The sequence below is a fragment of the Nonomuraea sp. NPDC059007 genome, from assembly GCF_042740555.1.
Classification (GTDB): domain Bacteria; phylum Actinomycetota; class Actinomycetes; order Streptosporangiales; family Streptosporangiaceae; genus Nonomuraea.
On sequence record NZ_JBHYJD010000030.1, the window covers coordinates 76,773 to 93,686 of the forward strand.

19 protein-coding genes are annotated in these 16,914 nt (G+C 71.1%); 14 read left to right on the forward strand and 5 right to left on the reverse strand.

Annotated elements, in window-relative coordinates; all coding sequences use genetic code 11:
* Window positions 1-31 precede the first annotated feature (31 nt).
* From ACFWY5_RS37740 to ACFWY5_RS37770, 7 genes are read left to right on the forward strand one after another with little or no spacing between them, the layout of a single operon-like run.
* Window positions 32-364: a PadR family transcriptional regulator gene (locus ACFWY5_RS37740; protein ID WP_379610744.1), complete on the forward strand. Its 333-nt coding sequence runs from the start codon at window positions 32-34 to the stop codon at window positions 362-364.
* A complete protein-coding gene (locus ACFWY5_RS37745; protein ID WP_379610745.1) occupies window positions 361-1,257 on the forward strand; it encodes a hypothetical protein in 897 nt (298 codons plus the stop codon). Before ACFWY5_RS37740 ends, ACFWY5_RS37745 begins: the two co-directional genes overlap by 4 nt.
* A gap of 49 nt (window positions 1,258-1,306) precedes the next feature.
* On the forward strand, window positions 1,307-3,007 hold the full coding sequence (locus ACFWY5_RS37750; RefSeq protein WP_379610747.1) for a peptidoglycan-binding protein: 1,701 nt from the start codon (window positions 1,307-1,309) through the stop codon (window positions 3,005-3,007).
* Window positions 3,000-3,677, forward strand: coding sequence for an ABC transporter ATP-binding protein (locus ACFWY5_RS37755; protein WP_379610748.1), 678 nt, complete (start codon window positions 3,000-3,002; stop codon window positions 3,675-3,677). The genes ACFWY5_RS37750 and ACFWY5_RS37755 overlap by 8 nt, the downstream gene beginning before the upstream one ends.
* Window positions 3,664-4,842, forward strand: coding sequence for an ABC transporter permease (locus ACFWY5_RS37760; RefSeq protein ID WP_379637622.1), 1,179 nt, complete (start codon window positions 3,664-3,666; stop codon window positions 4,840-4,842). The genes ACFWY5_RS37755 and ACFWY5_RS37760 overlap by 14 nt, the downstream gene beginning before the upstream one ends.
* An 11-nt stretch (window positions 4,843-4,853) precedes the next feature.
* Window positions 4,854-5,699: a hypothetical protein gene (locus ACFWY5_RS37765; protein ID WP_379637623.1), complete on the forward strand. Its 846-nt coding sequence runs from the start codon at window positions 4,854-4,856 to the stop codon at window positions 5,697-5,699.
* Window positions 5,699-6,511 carry a hypothetical protein gene (locus ACFWY5_RS37770; RefSeq protein ID WP_379637624.1) on the forward strand — a complete coding sequence of 271 codons (813 nt, stop codon included), beginning with the start codon at window positions 5,699-5,701 and terminating at the stop codon, window positions 6,509-6,511. Before ACFWY5_RS37765 ends, ACFWY5_RS37770 begins: the two co-directional genes overlap by 1 nt.
* Here ACFWY5_RS37770 and ACFWY5_RS37775 read toward each other — a convergent pair.
* Both ACFWY5_RS37775 and ACFWY5_RS37780 read right to left on the reverse strand, forming a co-directional pair.
* Window positions 6,508-7,488 (reverse strand): ROK family protein, encoded by a 981-nt coding sequence (locus tag ACFWY5_RS37775; RefSeq protein ID WP_379637625.1) that lies wholly within the window; start codon window positions 7,486-7,488, stop codon window positions 6,508-6,510. The two genes, ACFWY5_RS37770 and ACFWY5_RS37775, sit on opposite strands and share 4 nt — an antisense overlap.
* Window positions 7,485-8,657 (reverse strand): FIST N-terminal domain-containing protein, encoded by a 1,173-nt coding sequence (locus ACFWY5_RS37780; RefSeq protein WP_379637657.1) that lies wholly within the window; start codon window positions 8,655-8,657, stop codon window positions 7,485-7,487. The genes ACFWY5_RS37775 and ACFWY5_RS37780 overlap by 4 nt, the downstream gene beginning before the upstream one ends.
* 122 nt (window positions 8,658-8,779) lie before the next feature.
* Between ACFWY5_RS37780 and ACFWY5_RS37785 the strand changes: the two genes are divergently transcribed.
* The 3 genes from ACFWY5_RS37785 to ACFWY5_RS37795 all read left to right on the forward strand — a co-directional run bounded on the left by ACFWY5_RS37785 (window position 8,780) and on the right by ACFWY5_RS37795 (window position 13,040).
* Window positions 8,780-10,207, forward strand: a complete 1,428-nt coding sequence (locus tag ACFWY5_RS37785; protein ID WP_379637626.1) for a sigma 54-interacting transcriptional regulator — start codon at window positions 8,780-8,782, stop codon at window positions 10,205-10,207.
* Window positions 10,208-10,265: 58 nt separating this feature from the next.
* Window positions 10,266-10,961 carry a hypothetical protein gene (locus ACFWY5_RS37790; RefSeq protein ID WP_379637627.1) on the forward strand — a complete coding sequence of 232 codons (696 nt, stop codon included), beginning with the start codon at window positions 10,266-10,268 and terminating at the stop codon, window positions 10,959-10,961.
* Window positions 10,962-11,084: 123 nt separating this feature from the next.
* Window positions 11,085-13,040: a hypothetical protein gene (locus ACFWY5_RS37795; RefSeq protein ID WP_379610787.1), complete on the forward strand. Its 1,956-nt coding sequence runs from the start codon at window positions 11,085-11,087 to the stop codon at window positions 13,038-13,040.
* Here ACFWY5_RS37795 and ACFWY5_RS37800 read toward each other — a convergent pair.
* The gene (locus ACFWY5_RS37800) at window positions 13,037-13,414 is read right to left on the reverse strand and encodes a DUF6292 family protein (RefSeq protein ID WP_379610756.1); all 378 of its coding nucleotides are present in this window, start codon (window positions 13,412-13,414) and stop codon (window positions 13,037-13,039) included. The two genes, ACFWY5_RS37795 and ACFWY5_RS37800, sit on opposite strands and share 4 nt — an antisense overlap.
* A gap of 114 nt (window positions 13,415-13,528) precedes the next feature.
* Between ACFWY5_RS37800 and ACFWY5_RS37805 the strand changes: the two genes are divergently transcribed.
* Both ACFWY5_RS37805 and ACFWY5_RS37810 read left to right on the forward strand, forming a co-directional pair.
* The gene (locus ACFWY5_RS37805) at window positions 13,529-14,293 is read left to right on the forward strand and encodes a GntR family transcriptional regulator (RefSeq protein ID WP_184967600.1); all 765 of its coding nucleotides are present in this window, start codon (window positions 13,529-13,531) and stop codon (window positions 14,291-14,293) included.
* A 98-nt stretch (window positions 14,294-14,391) separates the two neighbouring features.
* A complete protein-coding gene (locus tag ACFWY5_RS37810) occupies window positions 14,392-14,622 on the forward strand; it encodes a hypothetical protein (protein ID WP_379637628.1) in 231 nt (76 codons plus the stop codon).
* Window position 14,623: 1 nt separating this feature from the next.
* On the opposite strand, the gene ACFWY5_RS37815 is transcribed toward ACFWY5_RS37810, so the two are convergent.
* Window positions 14,624-15,046 carry a DUF6292 family protein gene (locus tag ACFWY5_RS37815; RefSeq protein ID WP_379610758.1) on the reverse strand — a complete coding sequence of 141 codons (423 nt, stop codon included), beginning with the start codon at window positions 15,044-15,046 and terminating at the stop codon, window positions 14,624-14,626.
* Between the two features lie 123 nt (window positions 15,047-15,169).
* Here ACFWY5_RS37815 and ACFWY5_RS37820 point away from each other — a divergent pair, with 123 nt between their 5' ends.
* Window positions 15,170-15,295, forward strand: coding sequence for a hypothetical protein (locus tag ACFWY5_RS37820; RefSeq protein ID WP_379610759.1), 126 nt, complete (start codon window positions 15,170-15,172; stop codon window positions 15,293-15,295).
* Window positions 15,296-15,305: 10 nt separating this feature from the next.
* The gene (locus ACFWY5_RS37825; RefSeq protein WP_379610760.1) at window positions 15,306-15,734 is read left to right on the forward strand and encodes a hypothetical protein; all 429 of its coding nucleotides are present in this window, start codon (window positions 15,306-15,308) and stop codon (window positions 15,732-15,734) included.
* On the opposite strand, the gene ACFWY5_RS37830 is transcribed toward ACFWY5_RS37825, so the two are convergent.
* Window positions 15,731-16,870: a cystathionine gamma-synthase gene (locus ACFWY5_RS37830; protein WP_379610761.1), complete on the reverse strand. Its 1,140-nt coding sequence runs from the start codon at window positions 16,868-16,870 to the stop codon at window positions 15,731-15,733. The genes ACFWY5_RS37825 and ACFWY5_RS37830 overlap by 4 nt on opposite strands.
* Between the last annotated feature and the right edge of the window lie 44 nt (window positions 16,871-16,914).

Sequence of the window (16,914 nt, forward strand, 5' to 3'; positions counted from 1 at the left end):
ATGCTTCGCGCCTCGAAGTATCTTCTCAGCCATGTCTAGGGGATCGTCGGTGAGTGAGCAGACGTATTTCGTACTCGCCGCCCTCCTGGACGGCCCGCTCCACGGGCACGCGATACTCAAGCGCGTCGTCGAACTCTCCCAGGACCGTGTCAAGCTCGCCGTCGGCACCCTGTACGGCGCGCTCGACCGCCTCACCGACACCGGCGTGATCGTGGTCGAGAAGGAAGAGGTCGTCAACGGCCGCAAGCGCCGCTACTTCCGCATCACCGACGACGGCCGTCGCCTGGTGGAGGAGGAGGCGCTGCGCATGCAGCAGGCCGCGTCGGTGGTCACCAGACGCACGCTCGGGATGACCTTCTCATGAGCCGGCTGGAGCGCCGCTACCGGTTATTGCTGCGCGCCTACCCCGACGGCTACCGCGCCGACTACGGCGACGAGTTGCTGGACGTCCTGCTGACCACGGCAGAGCCCGACCGGGCGCTGCCTCCCCTGCGCGAGGCCGCCGCGCTGGTCAAGGGCGGCATCAGGACCCGCATCCTGCAGTCGGCGCACGGCCCGGCCCGGGCGGACGGGCTGCACCTCACGGTGACGGTGCTCAGCCTGCTCAACCTGGCGGTGCTCATCCCGTACGCGAGCAACATCCCGCTCTGGGTGGGCGTGGCCGCGGCGACGTTCCTGGCCACCCTGCTCGGCCGGGTACGCCTGGCGATCCCCCTGGCCGCCCTGCTCTCCGTCAAGACGCTGGCGCTCACGCTGGCCAAGCCGTGGCTGGACGAGACGCTGCTGCCGGTCTTCCCCGACCGGCCGTGGCAGTCGATGCCCGCGCTCTACGCCAGCGGCGGCCCGATCGCCCCGGCCGTCGCCAACGGCCTCCTCATCCTCGGCCTCGTGGCGTTGGCCATTCGCGGCGAAACCCTCCACCGCCGTTCGTGGTGGTGGCTGGCCGCGGTGCCCGTGGCCGCCGGCGCGGATCCAGCCTGGCGCGACATCGTCGAAGCCACCCCTTCCGCGATGCTCCGCGTCGGGCTGGAGACCGCGCTGCTCCTGGCGGCGTGCTACGCCGGCCACGTGACGGCCGACCACCGCTGGTCGATCGCCGCCGCCGTCTACACGCTGCACAGCACGGTGGTGCTCGCCGAGAGCTTCACGTTCGTCGTCGTCACCCGGCAGGAGAGCGCGCACTGGGCGCTGGTGCTCCTGCTGACCCTGGTCGCGGCGGTACTGCCGTTCCGTACCAGGCGCAACGTCCTGCTCTGAACCCCGCCGGCGCCACCGGCTCTCTTCAGCATGCCCTTTTGGAGTTCCCATGAAGTCGCCGCGGAAGCTTCTCGCCGCCGTCCTGGCGGGCGTCCTGGCCATCGCGGGCGCCGGCTGGTTCCTGAGCACCCGCCTGCGCTCGCCGGCCGACGAGGCGGCCCGCCGTACGCCGCCCAAGGCCAGTCTCGTCACCGCGGCGGTCGAGCGCCGCAAGCTCGTCAGCACCGTCGCCGTCAACGGCACCCTGGAGTACGGCTCGCCGTTCCCGATCACCCTCGCCGGGGTGGTCGGCGGCCCGGCCGAGCTGCAGCGTGCCACGCGGGCCCCGCGCCAGGGCAGGCTGCGCGAGGGCGGCGTGCTGATGGAGGTCAACGGGCGGCCGGTGTTCGCGCTGCGCGGCAAGGTGCCGATGCACCGCACGATCGCGCCGGGCACCAAGGGCGACGACGTCGAGCAGTTGCAGAGGGCGCTGCGCAGGCTCGGGTTCGGCACGCCGGTCACGGGGGTGTTCGACGGGGCCACGGTCGCCGCGGTCACCCGGCTGTACACGAAGGGGGGTTATGAGGCCCAGCGGCCCGCGTTGGCCGACCGGCAGGCGCTGGACACGTTGCGCAAGGCCGTACAGACAGCGAAGGAGACGCTCGCGATCGAACAACGCGCGCTCGACCAGGGGCGCGACGTCCTGCCGCTGAAGATCAAGCTCGGCAACGCCGAGGACGAGCTGCGCGCGGCCGAGAGCGCGCTGGAGGAGGCGGAGGACGGGCGGCTCACGCCCGAGGACCAGGCCAAGGTGGACGCGGCCGACTCGGCCGTGCGCGCGGCCGAGGAGAAGCTGCTCGAAGCCGAGCAGGCGCTGGCCGAGGCGAACAGGCCCGCGCCCACACCGTCGCCCTCGCCGGGTGCCGACACCCGGCTGCTGGAGCTCAAGGTCGCCAACGCCGCGGCGGAGCTGGATTCCGCCCGCCGGGCGCGCGACCGGCTCGCCGGGGAGAGCGCGCAGGCCCGCGTGAAACGCCTGCGCGAGCTGCGTACGGCCGTGATCACCGCGCAGGAGGGGCTGGTCACCGCCGAGCAGGCGCTGCGGCACGCCCGGCAGGTCTCCCCCGCCAAGCTCAAGGTCGCCAACGCGAAGAAGGACGTGGCGGCGGCGTCGTCGCTGCTCGGCGAGTTTCTGCGCACGTTCGGCACGTCGATCCCGCCGGGCGAGGTGGTGTTCCTGCCCGCGCTGCCCGCGCGGGTGCACAAGGCGAAGGTGAAGGCGGGCCAGATGGTCGAGGACGAGGTGGCCACCGTGACCAGTTCGTCGTTCATGGTGTCGGGATCGGTGGAGGCCGGCGAGGCCGGCCTGCTGCGCGAGGGGCTCAAGGCCAGCATCGAACTCGACTCGGGCCAGACCTATCCGGCCACGCTGAGCGCGGTCGGCGAGAAGGCCAAGGTCCCCGGCGAGGAGGCGCCGCCCGCCGGCAACCGGCCCGTGCTGATCACCCCCGAGTCGATGAAGGGGCTCAAGGGCCTGTCAGGGACCGCCGTCGCCGCCAGGGTGACCGTGGGCGCGACCGACGAGCCGGTGCTGGTGGTGCCGGTCGCCGCGGTCGTCACCGCCGCGGACGGCAGGGCGCGGGTGCAGGTCGAGACCGCGCCGGACCGGACGAGAGAGGTCGAGGTACGCACCGGGCTGACCGCCGACGGCCAGGTCGAGGTGAGCGGCGAACTCAAGGAGGGCGACCGGGTGGTGATCAGCGGTGCCTGAGCCGGTCATCGAGCTGGAACTGGTCTCCAAGGAGTTCCCCTCCGACCCGCCGGTCCGCGCGCTCGACGAGGTCAGCGTCGCCGTACGGCAGGGCGACTACCTGGCCATCGTCGGCCCGTCGGGCTCCGGCAAGTCGACCCTCCTCAACGTGCTCGGCCTGCTGGACCGTCCCACCTCGGGCAGCTACCGGCTGGACGGCACCGAGACCACCACGCTGCGCGACGGGGCGCGGACGAGGCTGCGCGGCGACCGGATCGGCTTCGTCTTCCAGTCGTTCCACCTGCTCGCGCACCGCAGCGTGGTGGAGAACGTGATGCTGGCCGAGGTCTACGGCGCCAACCCCCGCAAGAACCGGCGGGAACGCGCGCTCGAAGCCCTGGACCGCGTGGGACTGGCCCACCGGACCGGCTTCCCGCCCGACCGCCTGTCCGGCGGCGAACGCCAGCGCGCCGCCATCGCCAGGGCGCTCATGGGCGGCCCCTCCCTGCTGCTGTGCGACGAGCCCACCGGCAACCTCGACAGCCGCAACACCGGCGCCGTGCTCGCCCTGTTCGACGACCTGCGCGCGCAGGGCCTGACGATCGTCGTCATCACCCACGAGAACGACGTCAGCCGGCGCGCCGGGCGCCGGGTCAGGATCACCGACGGGGTGCTCAGTGAAGATTCGTGACCTGTGGACCGAAGCGCTCGCCGGCATGCTCGCCAGGCCGGTGCGCTCCGCCCTGACCACGCTCGGCACGGTGCTCGGCATCACCACGCTCGTCGTCACTCTGGGCGTGGCGGCCACGGCGGGCAACCAGATCGTCGGCCGCTTCGACGAACTGGTCGCCACCGCCGTCACGGTCGAGGTGCCCGAGCAGAAGAACGCCCCGCTGGTGAACTGGGACGCCGTCTCCCGGGTGACCAGGCTGCGCGGCGTCACCTCGGCCGCCGCCGTGGCCGAGACCAAGGACAGCGCCAACCTGTCCGTCCGCTCCAACGACCTGGTGGACCCCACCCGGGTGACCGCGCAGACCTTGAGCGTCCTGGCGGCGACCACGGACCTGCCGCGGGCGGCGCGGGGCCGTATGGTCGCCGGCCGGTTCTTCGACACCGGGCACGTGCGGCGTCAGGACCGGGTGGCGGTGATCGGCGACCAGGCCGCCAAGCTGCTGGGCGTCGGCAGCCTGAAGCGCGCTCCGGCCATCTTCATCGGCAAGCACGCGTACACGGTCATCGGGGTGCTCGGCGAGCTGCGCCGCGAGCGGAACCTGTCGATGGCGGTGATGATCCCGCCGAGCACCGGCCGCCAGTTCGGCCTGCGCGACGTGACCCGGGTCCTGATCAACACCAGCCTCGGCGCCGCCGACCTGATCTCCCGCCAGGCCCCGCCGGCGCTCAGCCCGGGGAACCACGACCTGCTCCAGGTGATCGCCCCGCCCAGCCCGATCAGGGCCCGCGACAAGGCGCAGGACGACGTCAACGCCCTCTTCCTCATCCTCGGGCTGGTCTCCCTCGTGGTCGGCGCCGTCGGCATCGCCAACGTGACGCTGGTGACCGTGATGGAGCGGGTCTCCGAGATCGGCCTGCGCCGCTCGCTGGGCGCCGCCCGGCGGCACATCGCCGCGCAGTTCTTGCTGGAGTCCACGCTGACCGGGCTGACCGGCGGCGTGATCGGCGCCTCGCTCGGGGTGGTGACCATCGTCGCCGTCTGCGCGGTCAAGGAGTGGACACCCCTCCTGGACGTACGGCTGGCGCTGGCCGCCCCCGTGGCCGGGGCCGTCGTCGGCTTGCTGGCCGGGCTGTATCCGGCGCTGCGGGCGGCCAGGATGGAACCTGTGGACGCGCTGAGATAGTGTCCGCCCCGATGGGACTCCGGCAACTGGCCACCGCGCTGACCATCCTTTTGGTCAGCGGCTCAAGCGCGCTGCCCGCCGTACCGTCCGTCGCGCACCGGCCGCCTCTGTCAGCCAAACAGCTCAGGGAGAGCCTGATGGCCGACTGCATGAAGCGGCACCGCTTCCGCTACATCCAGGACCTCGAAGCGCCGGCCCCGATGACGGAGGCGGAGCGCGGGCTGGCCGAGGGCGACTACACGGCCATGCTGGCCGACCGGGAGAAGAATGGTTTCCGGATCTTCGCCCGGTTCGTCTTCCCCGCCGACACCGGCCCCGGAGGCGTCGCGGCCTACCGCATGCACCCCAACACCGAGATCATCAGAGCCCTGTCGCGCGCTCAGGCGCGGGCCTACTTCGCGGCCCAGACCCCGTGCTACGTCTGGGCGGCGGAGACGGCGCTCGGCCGGAAGGTGACGAGCTACGAGGACCTCGACGCCAAGCTCAAGGTGGCCGCGGAGGCGGCGATGCAGCGCGCGCTCGACTCGGACCCCCGGCTGACCGCGGGCGCGCGGGACTATGCCGCCTGCCTGAAGTCCAAGGGCCGCCCCGTGGCCGACCCGCGTCCGAGCCAGATCACCTCACAGGTCCAGGAGTCGCTCATGGACCAGTTGTGGGAGCTCGGCCGCCGCCAGTGGCCCCGGATGCGGGGCAACGTGATGCCCGACCTGTCCCGCTTCGAGGCGGAGCCGTACTTCCGGGAGGAGGTGCGGGCCGCCCTGGACGACCTGGAGTGCGGCAAGGACTTCTACCCCGCCTACCAGCCGCGGGCGAACGCCGTCTACGCCCGCGTCAACCGGGAGTGGGGGCAGGAGTAGTGCGGGGGTCGCTGGCGTTCGCGCTGGCCACGGTGATGGTCGCGGGCCCGGCGGCGCCGGTTCCCGAGTCCGGGGCGGCGCCGGTGGCGAACCGGCGCGAAACCCTCATGGCCGCCTGCATGAAGGATCAGGGATTCAAGTACATCCCCGTCGGCTCCCCCCGGCGGCCGCCGCGCCAGAACACCCCCGAGCAGGAACGCCAGAGCCGGGCCAAGTACGGCTTCAAGGTCTTCGCCATGTACGTCCACACCACCGACAAGGAGGCCGGCGGCCTCGCGGCACTCCCCTACGACCCGAACGACCGGCTGACCGCTGCGCTGTCCCTCACGCAGGTACGCGCCTACAGCCGCGCCTACGACGTCTGCCTCGGCTCGGCGGTGCTTCGGCTCACAGGCAGGCAGGTCACCGGGCGCTTCGACCTCGACCGAAAGCGGGACGCGGCGTTGAGGCACGCCCTGGCGCGGGAGTTCGACAGCCACCTCCCGGCGCGAATGTTCGCCCGCAAATATGCCGCTTGTCTGGAGGATTACGGCTACACGGTCCGCTCGGCCCTGCCCAGCCGGATCACCAGCCAGGTGCGGGAGTCGTTCGTCGCCGAACGCGACCGGCTGGCCGACGCGGAGTTCCCGATCAGGAAGGAGGGCGTGGAATATCTGCCGACGCTTTCGCCGGGGCAGGCCGCGCCGTACCTGGACAGGGAGGTCAAGGCGGCGCTGGAGGATCTGGAGTGCGCGACGCGGTTCTTCAGGAAGACGGGCCCGATCCAGGCCGAAATACAGGCGCGCGTCGCCGCCGAGTGGGCGCTCGACTAGGACGCCCAGTACCTGTCGCCGCCCAGGAGCAGCGCCGCCGCGCCCACGAGGCCGGCGTCCTGGCCGAGCAGCGCCGGGACGACGGACAGGCGCCGCGCGAAGTCCATGCGCGCGTGCTCGCGCAGCGTCCGCTCCAGCGGCCCGAACAGCAACGCGCCCGACTGCGCCAGCCCGCCGCCGATCGTCACCACGTCCAGGTCGCACAGGTGTGTGGCGGAGGCGATCGCCAGGCCCAGCGCGTCTCCCGCCCTGGCGAGGGCCGCGCGGGCGATCGGGTCGCCGCGGCGTGCGTCGGCCGCCAGCATCTGTCCCGTCGTCTCCCGATCCTCCCGGTACGGCCCGGCCGCTCCCTCCTGCGTGTGCGAGCCGTCCTGCACCCACAGGCGGCCCTCCCGCGAAGGCGTCCAGCCCTGCCCCTGCGCCCACGCCACGAGCGCGGGCCCGCGCGCGACGGCCTCCAGGCACCCGTGGCCGCCGCAGCCGCAGGGCGGGCCGCCGGGCTCCACGATGACGTGCCCGATGTGCCCGGCGTTGCCGGTGCCGCCGTTGACGAGCCGGTCGCCGAGGATGAGCCCGCCGCCGACCCCGGTGGAGACGACCATGCCCAGCATGTTGGCCCGGCCGCGCCCGTGGCCCTTCCAGTGCTCGGCGACGGCCAGGCAGATGGCGTCGTTGTGGACGCGCACGGGTTTGCCGGGGAAGCGGGCGGCCAGCCGTTCGCCGAGGGGGAAGCCGCGCCAGCCGGGGATGTTGAGCGGCGAGACCTCGCCGGAGGGCCAGGCCATGGGCCCGCCGCAGCCCACGCCGACGCCGCCGAAGCCGTCGTAGGGCTCGATCAGCGTGAGCAGGGTCTTCCACAGGGTTTCGGCGTCCGCGTCCTGCGGGGTGGCCAGGCGGCGGGTGCGCCGTACGGCGCCGTCGGGGGCCACCAGGGCGGCCGCCATCTTGGTGCCGCCGACGTCGATCGCGAGGATCACCGGCTGCCCGAGGAGGAGAAGACCAGGACCGAGGCGGTGAAGCCGTGGACGTGGTTGTGCCCGGCGACCGGGCCCACCTCGCCGGCGGCGAAGAAGCCGGCCATGCCGATGTGGCCGAGGGTGTCGCGCAGGGCGACGGCGTCGTGGTCGGCGGTGCCGAACATGGCGGAGCCGCGGCCGTTGCAGGCGAACAGCAGCGCGCCGTCGACCTTGCCCAGCTCTTCGCGGTGGGCGTCGAGCAGGTCGTAGAGGTCCTCGTCGGCGGTGGCGGCATCGCGTACCTGGAAGCGGACGGTTCTGCCGACTTCGACCACGTCGCCGATGGCGACCGCCTCCCGGTCGGGGTCGATGCCGAGCACGCCTCTGATGAGGAAGTCGCCGCGTTCGTGGCGCTCGGCGTACTCGTCCATGGCCAGGCCGATCTGCAGGCCGGAGGCGACCAGGTCGCGGTCGTCCTCGTCGAGGTCGCTGACGATGTCCTCCAGGCGGGCGAGGGCGGGCTGACCGGCCAGTTCGAGCAGCAGGTTCTCCTCGGCGCGGGTGACGACCATGGTGGGGCCGATCGGGCGGCAGCCCTGGCTGACCACGGTGCTGACGTTGACCTGGCCGCTGATCAGCACGCCGATGGCGCCCTCGGTGTAGACCTGGCCGTCGGCGAACAGGCGTACCGAGCCTCTGCCGCTCATCCCGTTGGCGAGGCCGCCGATGATCGGCAGGTCGCCGAGCACGTCCACGGAGCGCTCGACGAACGCGTCCGTCGGAAAGGTGTACGGGTCGGCCATCAGGACGGCCACGTGGTCGTCGGAGCCGCGTTCCGGCAGGCCGACGACGACGAAACGGTCTTCGGCGGTCAGCGTCTCCAGGGCGAAGGTGGTCAGTCTGGCGCCGTCGAGCGTCGCCGCCCAGGCGCTGACGGACGGCGCGAGTTCGACGCCCTGGCCGTCGCCGATCACGCCGGTGGCACTGCAGCCGATCACGTGCGCGTCCGGCGCGAGCGCCATGGCCCGGCGGCCGGCCTCCGCCACGTCGTCGGGGTCATCGCCGCAGATGAAGAAACAGACCAGGTCGGCCTTGCCGGCAAGCCTCGACAGGGCCTGCCCCACGGCGCGCTCGGCGGTCGCGCCCAGGTCGGATCCCACGGCGAGGCCATCAGCGAAGCGGCTCGTCATCAGGGCCACGCGTCTCGCCTCCCTTGCTGTTTGCTGGTTCCCTTGGCCCGATTCTCCCCACTGGAGCAACAAGCACGCGCACGAACCGTCACGCAATAGTCAAGATCCGAAATCTCACCACGATGCGAACGGCTCGCAGGAGACGTAGTCTCGTTCCCGTGCATCAGCCTCGAATTCTCCGCGAGCTGCGAGCGAGCGATCACGTTCATCGCAGTGTCAAAGCAGAGGTCCGCCATAATCTGCTGACCAAGCTGCGGGCAGGCGAGCCCCGTTTTCCCGGCATCGTGGGCTTCGACGACTCGGTCCTGCCCCACCTCGAACGCGCTCTGCTGGCCGGGCACGACCTGGTCCTGCTGGGCGAGCGCGGCCAGGGCAAGACCCGGCTCATCCGCACCGTCACCGGCCTGCTCGACGAGTGGACCCCGGTCGTGGAGGGCTGCGAGATCAACGACCATCCCTACGCGCCGGCTTGCACCACGTGCCGGCGCAAGGCGCGGGAGATGGGCGACGAGCTGCCCGTCGCCTGGAAGCACCGCGACGAGCGCTACGGCGAGAAGCTGGCCACGCCCGACACCTCGGTCGGCGACCTGATCGGCGACGTCGACCCGATCAAGATCGCCGAAGGGCGCACGCTGGGCGACCCGGAGACCGTCCACTACGGACTGGTCCCGCGCACCAACCGCGGCGTCTTCTCCGTCAACGAGCTGCCCGACCTGGCCGAGCGCATCCAGGTCTCGCTGCTGAACGTGCTGGAGGAGCGCGACATCCAGGTACGCGGCTACAACCTGCGCCTGCCCCTGGACATCCTGCTCATCGCCAGCGCCAACCCCGAGGACTACACCAACCGCGGCCGGATCATCACGCCGCTGAAGGACCGCTTCGGCGCCGAGATCCGCACCCACTACCCGCAGACGGTCGAGGACGAGCTCACGCTCATCCGCCAGGAGTCGATGCCCGACATCGGGGCCGACATCCCCGAGCACCTGATCGAGGTGATCGCCCGCTTCACCCGCCTCGTGCGCGAGTCGACCGCGGTGGACGCCCGCTCGGGCGTCTCGGCCCGCTTCTCCATCGCCGCCGCCGAGACCGCCGCCGCCTCCGCGGTGCGCAGAGCCGCCATCACCGGCGAGGAGCACGCGGTGGCCCGCGTCTGCGACCTGCCGAGCATGGTGCCGACGCTGCGCGGCAAGGTCGAGTTCGAGGTGAGCGAGGAGGGCAGGGAGACCGAGATCCTGGCCCACCTGCTGCGCCGGGCGACGGCCGAGACGTTCAGAAACCGCCTGGGCGGCACCGACCTCGCGCCGCTGACCGACAAGTTCGCCGAGGGCAGCCAGGTGGAGTCGGGCGAGCTGGTCCCGGCCGCGGAGCTGCTGCGCCGGATCGGCCCGGTCAACGGCCTGGCGAAGATCATGGCCAAGCTGGGCATGGGCGCCGGCGACGAGTCGCCCGGTCACGCCGCGGCCGCCCTGGAATTCGCCCTGGAGGGCCTCTACCTCATGCGAAGGCTGTCAAAGGACGATCTTGACGGAGTGAACGTCTACCGCACGTGAACATCGGGGCGGTCCCGCGCGTCCAACCTGGTAGTTCACGACACCGGGGGACCGCCCAATGCACTCTCTGCTCATCGCCGCGCTCGTCGCCGCGGCTCCACTGTCTCCGTCCACCACCGCCACCACCGTGTACGGCTACGCCTGGGCCGACGGAGCCGGCACCCTGCGCGTCACACCGCTCACGGCCACCCGAGACGGCAAGAAGTACAAGCTGGCCGCCAAGAAGGGCGCCAAGGAGCTCAAGCTGGCCTACGGCTCCGCCGGCTTCCGCCGCCTGACCGTCGCCTGCGGCCTGAAGGAGACCGAGGGCCGCCTCGCCCAGGACGCCGACGGCCTCGGCAAGACCCGCTGCACGCCCAAGGACCTGGCCTTCACCCTCCAGCTCGGCCCGAACCCCGTGAAGATCGTCTACTCGGGCAAGAAGGCGATCAGGGTCAGCGAGTTCCAGCCGGCCAAGTGGTACACCCAGACCGCCAAGGGCGTGATCAAGCGCGTGGACGCCGACACCGTCGCCCACGGCACGCGCCACCTCACCTACAACTGGCACCTGACCTTCAACCGGGTCACGGCCAAGTGCGGCGACGGCTGGCTGACCGGCCGGCCCGTCAACGCCGACGACGACGGCCTCGGCACCAAGGGCTGCACGAACAAGGACTTCTCCAAGGTCTTCAAGGGCGGCAACCTCGCCGTGGTGCACTACAACCCGTTCAGCAACGAGCTGCTGAGCGTGTGGGAGGTCTTCGGGGACGCGTGACCGTGACGGCGGGCGCCACGTCCGACGTGAGAAGCGACCCCCACGATCGGCGGAAACCGGCGGCGGCGGGTGGCGTGGGGGCGGCTTGCCGTAACAGAAGAACAAAAGACGAGTTAGCGTGAGATCGTGGCTTATCGCTATGGCGAGTATCAGGACGGCCCCGACCCCCTCGCGCCCCCGTATGACGTGCGGGCGGCGCTGGACGAGATGGGCGATGCGATCCTGTCCGGTTCGACGCCCGTGCACGCGTTGCGCGACCTGCTCAAGCGCGGTCTGCCGGGGGCGCGCGACCGCCGCGGCCTCGACGAGATGCTCAGAGAGGTACGGCGCCGCCGCCGCGAGCTGCGCGAGAGCGGCAGGCTCGACGGCACCCTGGAGCGGGCCCGCGCGCTGCTGGACAAGGCGATCGGCCAGGAGCGCGCCGAGCTGTTCCCCGACCCGTCCGACGCGGCCAGGATGCGCGAGACCGAGCTCGACGGCCTGCCCGAGGACACCGCCAGCGCCATCCAGCAGCTGAGCTCCTATGAGTGGCGCTCGGCCGCGGCCAGGCAGACCTTCGAGGAGCTGCGCGACCTGCTGCGCAGGGAGGTGCTGGACACCCAGTTCCGCGGGCTGCGCGAGGCGCTGGCCAACCCCGACCCGGCGGCCATGGAGCGCGTGCGCCAGATGGTCGCCGCCCTCAACGAGATGCTGGAGCGCGACTCCCGCGGCGAGCACACCCAGGCCGACTTCGACGCCTTCATGGCCACGTACGGGGACATGTTCCCCGAGAAGCCGCGCACGCTGGAAGAGCTGGTCGACATCCTCGCCCGCCGGGCCGCCGCCACACAGCGCATGCTGGCCTCGATGACCCCGCGCCAGCGCGAGGAACTCGGCGGCCTCATCAACCAGACCCTGGAGCAGGCCGGGCTCGGCGAGCAGATGCGCCGCCTGGGCGACGCCCTCACCGCCCGCCGCCCCGACCTGGCCTGGAACACCCCCGAACGCCTCACCGGCGACGAGCCGCTCGGCATGGGCGACGCCGTCACCGCCCTGGAGGAGCTGGCCGACCTCACCCAGCTGGAGGCGGCACTGCGCCAGGACTACCCCGGCGCCAGACTCGACGACATCGACGAGGCCGCCGTACGCCGGGCACTCGGCCGCTCGGCCGTCGACGACCTGGAGGCACTGCGGCGCATCGAACGCGAGCTGGAGGAGCAGGGCTACCTGCTGCGCCGGCGCGGGAAGCTGGAGCTGACGCCCAAGGCGGTGCGCAGACTCGGCGAGACCGCGCTGCGCCGCGTGTTCGCCTCGCTGGACGCCGGGCGGCGCGGCGACCACGAGCAGCACGACGCGGGCTCGGCCGGCGAGCTGACCGGGTCCTCGCGGCCGTGGCGCTTCGGCGACGAGCAGCCCATCGACGTGGTGCGCACGCTGGTCAACGGCATTCGCAACGGCGGCGGCCGTACCTCAGGAGGTCTGCGGTTGTCCGTGGACGACTTCGAGGTCGCCGAGACCGAGCGCCGCACCGCGGCGGCGGTCTGCCTGCTGGTGGACCTGTCGTACTCGATGGCGCTGCGGGGCACGTGGGCGGCGGCCAAGCAGACCGCGCTGGCGCTGCAGGCGCTGGTGGCCTCGAAGTTCCCGCAGGACGCCGTGCAGATCATCGGCTTCTCCAACTACGCGCGGGTGCTGCAGCCGGACGAGCTGGCCGGGCTCGACTGGGACATGGTGCAGGGCACGAACCTGCACCACGCGCTGCTGATCGCCGGGCGGCACCTGGACCGCCACCCCGACTTCGAGCCGGTCGTGCTCGTGGTCACCGACGGCGAGCCCACCGCGCACCTCATGCGCAACGGCCGCTCGGCCTTCGAGTGGCCGCCTTCACACGAGACACTGGAGCTGACGCTGGCCGAGGTCGACAAGATGACCAGGCGGCGGGCCACGATCAACGTGTTCATGCTGGCCGCCGACGACCGGCTGCGCGAGTTCGTCGACGAGGTCGCCCGCCGCAACGGCGGCCGGGTGTTCTCGCCCAGCGCGGAACGGCTGGGCGAGTACGTGGTCAGCGACTTCCTCCGGCTGCGCCGCGCCCGCTAGACGAGGGCGTAGCGGCCCAGCCGGGCGTCGAACCCGTCGTGCAGGTCGCGGAAGGAGCGGTAGGCGACTCGGGTACGGCCGCCGCCCCGCGCCATCAGCGCGACCACCTCGGCCGGCTCGGGCAGCACCCCGCCCCCGAGGTAACCGACCCCGGCCAGGACCGTCCGCACACCCCGCTCACCCGAGACGAACCGGCCGCGGCGCCACCCGCTCTCCTCGTCCCACACCAGGGCGTCGCCTCCCGCCAGCAGGATCGTCGCGTCCCGCGGGTCGAAGGGGTCGTCCCACCACATCACATGCTCCACCGCGGCTGCTACCGACGACACGTAACCCAGGGGCAACCTCAGCCATTCCTGGCTATAGGGAACCGGCATCCTGATTCTGCCTTTCCACTCGGGAAATGGGACGGAAGGAAATCGTCCCGCCGGGGGACGGAGCTGTAAAGCCAGGACCTAGACCGCTCATACCAATAAGCGGACAATGAGACCATGTCCGAGCCGCTCTACCGCAAGGTGGCCGACGACCTGCGGAAAAAGATAACCGCCGGGTCCCTTCAGCCAGGTCAGCGCCTGCCGTCCCAGTCGGAACTGGAGCAGCTCTTCGGCGTCTCCACCAACACCGTCCGCCTGGCGATCGCCGTCCTGGCCAACGAGGGCCTGGTGGAGTCGCGGCAGGGGCTGGGCACGTACGTGAACGCGCGGCTGACCTTCACCATGGTCATGTCGAACAGGGAGGGCCTGCGCACGGCGAGCGGCAAGGACGCCTTCACCTCAGCGGTGGAGGAGCAGGGCCGCCAGCCCGCGCAGGAGGGCTTCACCATGGAGTTCCGGGAGGCGAGCCCGAAAGTCGCCTCCTACCTGCAGATCCCCGAGGGTTCCGTGGTGGTCGTGCGCCTGTCGCGGCGGCTGGTCGACGGGGAGAGCTGGTCGCTGCAGGACTCGTTCTATCCGCTCGACGTGGCCGAGGGGACGGGCCTGATGTTACCCGTCGACCTGGAGCGCGGCACGATCCGCGAACTGGCCAACCACGGCCACGTGCAGGTCCGCCATCGCGACGTGGTGCTGGCCAGGATGCCGACGCCGCAGGAGGTCCCGTTCTTCGGCCGCAGGGCGGGGGTTCCGGTGGTCGAGGTGATCAGGACGGCGTACTCGGCCGAGCGGCCGATCCGGCTCACGGTGGCGATCTATGCCGGTGATATGACCCACCTGGCCTACGAAATCAATTATGCAGGCTCGGGCCACTTATCCCAATAAGTGTAGTCAATTGTATTCCGCCAACCCAGATCACCTGGTGGTTCTTCTTCTATGTCCACCTATTGATGACAGGCGGGGTGCCGCTGCCATAATTACCCATGGATTTGTACCTCATGATCCCGATCGCCTTGATCGGAGGAGCGACCAGCACGTTCGTCATGATCGTGCTCAGTGTCCTCGGAGAGGACTGGCGCGGTTCACCGACCCACCGCGCCCCAGGGCCCTTCTCCCGCTGCACCCGCGGGATCCTCGGCCTTCACGTGAACCACACCGACTGCACGCAGTGCGCCGCCACCCAGGAAGGGCGCCAGACCGTCACACCCGCCTGAACTAGGCACGCACCAGGCCGGACCAGAAGTCCAGCGCGACATCGAACCCGTCCCGGCAGTTGCGGTGCGAGCGGTAGCAGGGCCGCCAGGCGCTGCTCGCACCGATCCCGAGCCGCGCGTCCGACAGGGCCGCGGGAACCCGCTCGGGCCGGGGCAGCAGACCGCCACCCAGATAGCGCACATCGGCCAGCTCGGTGTGCTCGCCACGGGCCCCGGAGAGGAAGCGGCCGAGCCGCCAGCCGCTCTCTTCGTCCCACACCAGCGCCGAGCCGCCGGACACCAGAACCGTCGCCGTACGCGGCTCGCCGGGCCCCTCCCACCATTCGGCCACCTCGGCGTCGAGCACTTCGACCACCTGTTTCACGTAGCAGCGCGGCTGATGCTGCCACTCATCGGTGTACGGCTCGACGTGCCTGACGGCCACGACGGCACCCCCTTGTGCCTGAACGGAAGAAAACGGCGGTACGCAACGATACCCGGGCTGAACTTATTCCGTTGCCAGGGCGTCTAGTCATTACGGAGGATATTCGGGGAAGGAGGGAGTGCTATGTTCGCGATGGTCTTGCTCATCATGATCATGGTCGTCACTGTGGCGTCCTTCGAGCTGTGCATGCGGTGCTCCCGCAAGAGCGAAGAGAGTGTCGAGCCACAGGCCGAGATCGCCGGGGACTAGTCTCTGCGGCATGTCCCTGCTTATCTGGCTGCACATCGCCTTCGCGATCTTCGCGGTCGGGCCGCTCACAGCGCTGACGCACGCCGCCCCCCGCGCAATTCGCACCAAGAACGCCGCTCTGCTGACGTTCATCCACCGCTCGACCCGGCTCTACGCCCTGCTCTCGCTGGGCGTGCTGATCTTCGGCATCGGAGCCGGGGTCATCGCCGGGAACGGCACCCTGGGCAAGTGGAACATGACCGCGTCCATGACGTTGTTCATCGTGGCCGCGGTCCTGATCGTCATCGTCGAACGCGACCTGCGCACCGCCGTCCAGGCGCTCTCCAGCGAGACCCCGGACGACGACGCGAAGATGCAGACAGGACGGATCGCCGCCATCGCCGGCGTGGTCACGCTGATCTGGCTGGCGATCCTGTTCCTGATGGTCGTGCCGTCCTAGCCGAGCGCCCGGGTGAGGTCGGCGAGCAGGTCGTCGACCGTCTCGATGCCCACCGACAGCCGCACCAGGTCGGCCGGGACCTCCAGCGGCGAGCCCGCCGCCGACGCGTGGGTCATCCTGCCCGGGTGCTCGATCAGTGACTCGACCCCGCCGAGCGACTCCCCCAGCGTGAACAGCTCGGCGCGGTTGCACACCTCCACGGCGGCCTCCTCGCCCCCCGCCACGCGGAACGACACCATGCCGCCGAAGCGCTTCATCTGCTTGGCCGCCACCTCGTGGCCGGGGTGCTCGCCCAGGCCCGGGTAGAGCACCTGGGTCACCTTCGGGTGCGCAAGCAGCAGGTCGACCACCCGCTCGGCGTTGTCGCAGTGGCGGTCCATCCGCACGCCGAGCGTCTTGAGCCCGCGCAGCGTCAGCCACGCGTCGAACGGCCCGGCCACCGCGCCCATGGCGTTCTGGTGGTAGGCCAGCTCGTCGCCCAGCTCCTTCGTACGCGCCACCAGCGCGCCGCCGACCACGTCGGAGTGGCCGCCCACGTACTTGGTCGTGGAGTGCACGACGATGTCGGCCCCCAGCTCAAGCGGCCGCTGCAGGTACGGCGAGGCGAAGGTGTTGTCCACGACCAGCAGCGCGTCGTTCTCGTGGGCCAGCTCGGCGAGCCCGGCGATGTCGGCGATGCCCAGCAGCGGGTTCGTCGGCGTCTCCACCCAGACGATCTTCGTCTTCTGCGTCATGGCCCCGGCCACGGCGTCCAGGTTCCCCAGCGGCACCGGGTCGTAGCGCAGCCCCCAGCGCTCGTTGACCTTGGCGAACAGGCGGTAGGTGCCGCCGTAGGCGTCGTTCGGGATGATGACGTGGTCGTTCGGCCGGCACACGGTGCGCAGCACGGTGTCCTCCGCGGCCAGGCCGGAGGCGAACGCCAGCCCCCGCGCGCCGGCCTCGACCGCGGCCAGCGCCTCTTCGAGCGCGGTCCTGGTCGGGTTGGCCGAGCGGCTGTACTCATAGCCCGAGCGCAGCCCGCCCACGCCGTCCTGCTTGTAGGTGGACGTGGCGTAGATAGGCGGGACGACCGCGCCGGTCAGCGGGTCGGGCTCCTGACCTGCGTGGATCGCCAGCGTTTCGAATCCGTTGCTCATACCCGCCACGGTAACGGAACCGGCCCGCGATTCCGTCCCCCAAC

Excerpts from the sequence above, each read along its gene's own strand:
- ACFWY5_RS37740 (WP_379610744.1), top strand. The coding sequence starts at position 32 with ATGTCTAGGGGATCGTCGGTGAGTGAGCAGACGTATTTCGTACTCGCC.
- ACFWY5_RS37745 (WP_379610745.1), top strand. The coding sequence starts at position 361 with ATGAGCCGGCTGGAGCGCCGCTACCGGTTATTGCTGCGCGCCTACCCC.
- ACFWY5_RS37750 (WP_379610747.1), top strand. The coding sequence starts at position 1,307 with ATGAAGTCGCCGCGGAAGCTTCTCGCCGCCGTCCTGGCGGGCGTCCTG.
- ACFWY5_RS37765 (WP_379637623.1), top strand. The coding sequence starts at position 4,854 with ATGGGACTCCGGCAACTGGCCACCGCGCTGACCATCCTTTTGGTCAGC.
- ACFWY5_RS37780 (WP_379637657.1), bottom strand. The coding sequence starts at position 8,657 with ATGACGAGCCGCTTCGCTGATGGCCTCGCCGTGGGATCCGACCTGGGC.
- ACFWY5_RS37785 (WP_379637626.1), top strand. The coding sequence starts at position 8,780 with ATGCGAACGGCTCGCAGGAGACGTAGTCTCGTTCCCGTGCATCAGCCT.
- ACFWY5_RS37790 (WP_379637627.1), top strand. The coding sequence starts at position 10,266 with ATGCACTCTCTGCTCATCGCCGCGCTCGTCGCCGCGGCTCCACTGTCT.
- ACFWY5_RS37800 (WP_379610756.1), bottom strand. The coding sequence starts at position 13,414 with ATGCCGGTTCCCTATAGCCAGGAATGGCTGAGGTTGCCCCTGGGTTAC.
- ACFWY5_RS37805 (WP_184967600.1), top strand. The coding sequence starts at position 13,529 with ATGTCCGAGCCGCTCTACCGCAAGGTGGCCGACGACCTGCGGAAAAAG.
- ACFWY5_RS37810 (WP_379637628.1), top strand. The coding sequence starts at position 14,392 with ATGGATTTGTACCTCATGATCCCGATCGCCTTGATCGGAGGAGCGACC.
- ACFWY5_RS37820 (WP_379610759.1), top strand. The coding sequence starts at position 15,170 with ATGTTCGCGATGGTCTTGCTCATCATGATCATGGTCGTCACTGTGGCG.
- ACFWY5_RS37825 (WP_379610760.1), top strand. The coding sequence starts at position 15,306 with ATGTCCCTGCTTATCTGGCTGCACATCGCCTTCGCGATCTTCGCGGTC.
- ACFWY5_RS37830 (WP_379610761.1), bottom strand. The coding sequence starts at position 16,870 with ATGAGCAACGGATTCGAAACGCTGGCGATCCACGCAGGTCAGGAGCCC.